This is a genomic window from Clostridium sp. (assembly GCF_034179595.1).
Classification (GTDB): Bacteria; Bacillota; Clostridia; order Clostridiales; family Clostridiaceae; genus Clostridium.
On sequence record NZ_JAXFPT010000078.1, the window covers coordinates 1 to 4287 of the forward strand.

Genomic DNA, 4287 nt, shown 5'->3' on the forward strand with positions numbered 1-4287 from the left:
AAAAATTGATTTACCTGATGGTAGAGAAATTATAATGGATAAATTATTAGAAAAAATCTGTAAAGAAGCTGTAAACCAAAAAATATATATCAAGTTAGGCAGCAAAGGTGGTACTAATGAAGATTATACTCTTAATCCAAATAGTAAATATATAATAAAAGTAAAACCAACTAAATTAACTAACAATGGATTAACTCCATTAAAAATTTCAGGGATCAAAAAAAGAATGTCAATGATATCTGATTATCTAGGTTTTAATATTACTGCTAATATGTTAAAAGTTTCAGGTGTTTATGAGTTATTAAAAAATCAACATAAAAAAATGACCATAGCAGAAGCTGAAACTTTATTAAAAAAGAATGGAATGAGTATTAGAAAAAATAACTTGATACCTATACTTAGAGAGTTGAATGAACAGGTTTAAAAATATTTGATTAAACTTAACATAAGTATCTATTGAAACTGGAATAATATTAGGTTATAGAACTTGCATAGAAGGGAGTTAACTTTTATCATCAAGCTTATTTTTTTAGTATAAGACTTTATAGGGGGACGACTTACTTATATGAAAAATAAATCTTAAAAATGAAGAAAAAATGCTTTATAATTTATGTTGATTCAAAATCACCTTGTATAGGAACTATGATATAATTTTAAAATACATAAAAGGAGGTGAAAAAAATGGGACAGGCATTAGAATTAAATAATTTAACTTATCTTGAAAGAGTTCATGGAAATAGTAATGGATGGATTACTAAAAGTGTTATAAGTGCAGATGCTTACAGTCAGTACCACTATAAGTACTTAGAATTAAAAGATATGGATATGACAGGTGATAATATATATATTAGCTTAAACACCTTTTATAAGCCTTGTAGACGGATAGAAACAGTAAAAGAGTTAAATGCCTTATATATTGATTTAGACTGCTATAATACAGAATTTACAAAGGAACAAATAATTATGAACCTAGAGGAAAACTATTTTAATAAGTCAATTCCTATACCTAACTTTGTAATAGATAGTGGACGTGGCTTATATCTAATATTTTTAATCAATAAATTACCTTACAAAGCGTTGCCACTATGGAAAGCAGTAGAAGAATATTTATATAAGCAGCTTAAACAATTTGGTGCTGACAAGATGGCACTTGATGCAACTAGGGTTTTAAGAGTTCCGAATACTATAAATTCCAAGTCAAATACAAAGGTAACTATATTAGATGAATATTATTATATTTATGATCTGAGAGAGATACAAAAAGAATTTTTACCGTTACTTGAACCAACTAAAAAGAAAAAAGGTAGACCAAATAAGATAAATTTCATATACAGAGAAAGAAGTTTATATCATGCTAGAATACAAGACATAATTAAATTATGTGAACTAAGAAATTATAATTTAAAAGGTTATAGAGAGATAATCCTCTTCTTATATAGGTATTGGTTATGTAGTTTTACAGATGATACTGAGAAGGCTTTAGATGATACTTTAGAGCTTAATAAAGAGTTTGCACATCCATTAAGTAAAACAGAAGCTACAAGGGCAACTAGAAGTGCAGAAAAGTGTTATAAAGATAAAAAAAGAGAATACAAATACAAGAATGAAACTCTTATAGAATTATTGGATATAACAGAAGAGGAGCAACAACATATGTTGACTATAATTTCTAAAGATGAATATAAGAGAAGAGATAGAGAATATCAAAAAAAGAAATATCAAGACAAATTAAAGAAAGATGGTAAATTAACTAAAAAAGAAGAGGTAGAGTTAAGAAGACAAAAAATAAAAGACCTTATAGCACAAGGTCTTACACAGAAAGAAATTTATACACTACTTAACATTTCCAAGCGTACATGTATAAATGATTTCAAATATTTAAAGGAACAGGGTTTACTATAACCTTGTTTCTTTTTTGTATTATAAGATATTTTAACTAATAAATCAATGAGGTGCAAAAAATTCTCGGCTTGTATTATGGGATACGTAGTATCTGTTATCATACGAGACTTATACATCTATATTAACCTTAGATATCACAATAGTTAGCTTAGATTTTATAGTGGAGCTTTAATTAATAAAGTATAGATAAAAAAGTTATAATTAGCTTTTACATATTGACCCTTTCAATACGGATAAATAGATATAAGCAACTGGGATTGTTGATATAATGTTATGAAAGGTGGCAGTATGAAAAATAAAGAAATATGCATAGAAGATAGAAAAACTTTAGGAAAGCAATGCTATTGCAGAAAGTGCCGGAATGATTACATGAAAAGATATAGAAAACAGTGTAAAAAACCTTATGTATATATGATTTACAATGGGAATAAAGTTCAGTATATAGGAAAGTCATGGCTTATAAATGACAGAATTTCAAACCATGTAAATGGTCATGTATTATCTACACAAAGAGTATTTAAGCGTGGCAGATGGACAGAAATAAAGATTATGGATGTATCTAAAATAGTAAAAAATGATATGGAGTTGAAGATATTAGAGAATGAGCTTATAGAAATGTACAAGCCTAAATATAATAAAGTTATAAATAGAGTTCAAGGCGTAGATAGATTAAAAGAATTAAAATTATGTTGCAAATTATATGAGCAAATGGAATGGGAAACAGTCAAAAAAATACCAAGTAACCTTATTACTTAGTATTTGGATCATGAATGTTTTAACAGTACAAAAGCTAAAATCTTAAGATTAAATATTCAAATACGAATAATTAAAATTAAGAAATGCATCAAGAAACTTAAGAAAAACCAGTAACAAACAATCTCAAAATTTAATGCTAATACATTATATCGTAGGTATTTGAGTTTCTTAATAGATAAAAATTAAGAAAGGTGAATACAAGTTGTGCAGACGATTATAGACACTATGGGTATTGTGGTAAAAGATATGCCACAAATACAAGATACACTAACTTTAGAATGGATAGGCTGTAACAGTAAACTGGATGCAAGAGTTAAGGTAAATATACACGCTAGATATGGAGAACATAATATAGCAAGAATAAGAGAACATATAAGATTAACAAGAAGAGATATAGAAGATAGTTGCATTGGAAAAAATGAAGTTAGGATGGAAAGAATGGATATAGCTATTGACACCAATAAATATACATTTGCAATAGATTTTAAAAAGCTTATGCTATTTGGTGAATTGTTGAGCATAAGGCAAGGAGGAAAAGTTGGAGGTACTAATAGGTATTATACAACTGATATTGATAGCCTATTACCAAATAGTATAAAATTCAAGCAAAAGCGTGATTTAACAATAGAGATATACAATAAGAAACTAGAATCACCGACTCATCAATATGAGACTAGAATTGAATTTAGGTATGATAGAAAAGATAGAGATATAGAGAATTGCTTAGATTTATTTGATAATACAATAGAGCTTTTGAAAGCTATGGAGGGGAACTTACAAAGAGTTGAAGGTTCTATGATAGAGAGATTGAGTAAATTATATAAAAAACAAGTTAATGAATCTTTAGTAAAGTCATTTAGTGAGTTTGTGAGAAAATATAATGACTATTTCTACACTTTAGAAATATTAAAAGGAGTTTATAAAAATTCAGGTTTAAAGGGTAATTATAATACTTGGTTAAAAGAGTTTAGAAAATTGAATGATTTGGAGTTTATAACTAAGACAGAAATAAGAAAATTCCAAAAAACATCTATAAAATCAGTTAGAGAATATATTAAAGGTTAGATAGAATCTAGCCTTTAAATTTTGCTTAAAAGTAAGCGTTATCATTCAGTGAAAAAATATAAAAAAGGTAGGGTTAAACCCTACTTTTTCATCAAAAATTGAAAAAAAGTTTACCAAGCTCAAAGCAAGTGATATCAAGGGCTTAAATAGGATTTGTAGAAAAGTTTACTGTCAAATACGTTGGTGACAGTATAAATGACAAAAATAAATAGACAAAAAACAAGAATAGAAAAGCAAGAAGAAAAGGAGAATAAATTAATTTGTAGAATGTATATCAACAATGTATTGCATGAAATACAAAATATATATTTGCAATACATTTTTATAACTAATTGTGTAGAGGTATGGAGGATTATATGAGCAAAAAAGAAAAATTACAAGAAATAGCAGAAGAATTTAGAAAGAATGATATACTTGTCAAAGATACTCAAATTCAGATAAGAATTAATTCAACTGTAAAAGCTAAAGCAAAATATTTAGCAGCAGTTAGAGGGTATAAGAGCTTAAGTGATTATATATGTTACTTGATGATGAAGGATATTTCAGAGAGTGAGTTTATAAATA

The 4287-nt window shown here is 27.0% G+C and carries 5 protein-coding genes; all 5 read left to right on the plus strand.

All coding sequences use genetic code 11. The annotated features are described in order from the left end of the window. A partial coding sequence (locus tag SPJ33_RS09685) for a hypothetical protein (RefSeq protein WP_414627223.1) occupies positions 1 to 424 on the plus strand: 424 nt, incomplete at its 5' end. A gap of 257 nt (positions 425 to 681) precedes the next feature. Then, positions 682 to 1902 carry a DNA-binding response regulator gene (locus SPJ33_RS09690; RefSeq protein WP_321117759.1) on the plus strand — a complete coding sequence of 407 codons (1221 nt, stop codon included), beginning with the start codon at positions 682 to 684 and terminating at the stop codon, positions 1900 to 1902. A 288-nt stretch (positions 1903 to 2190) separates the two neighbouring features. After that, positions 2191 to 2658, plus strand: coding sequence for a GIY-YIG nuclease family protein (locus SPJ33_RS09695; RefSeq protein WP_321117760.1), 468 nt, complete (start codon positions 2191 to 2193; stop codon positions 2656 to 2658). A gap of 225 nt (positions 2659 to 2883) precedes the next feature. Next, on the plus strand, positions 2884 to 3723 hold the full coding sequence (locus tag SPJ33_RS09700; RefSeq protein ID WP_321117761.1) for a hypothetical protein: 840 nt from the start codon (positions 2884 to 2886) through the stop codon (positions 3721 to 3723). 356 nt (positions 3724 to 4079) lie between these two features. Next, positions 4080 to 4287: hypothetical protein (locus SPJ33_RS09705; protein WP_321117762.1), on the plus strand; the 208-nt coding region annotated here is incomplete at its 3' end.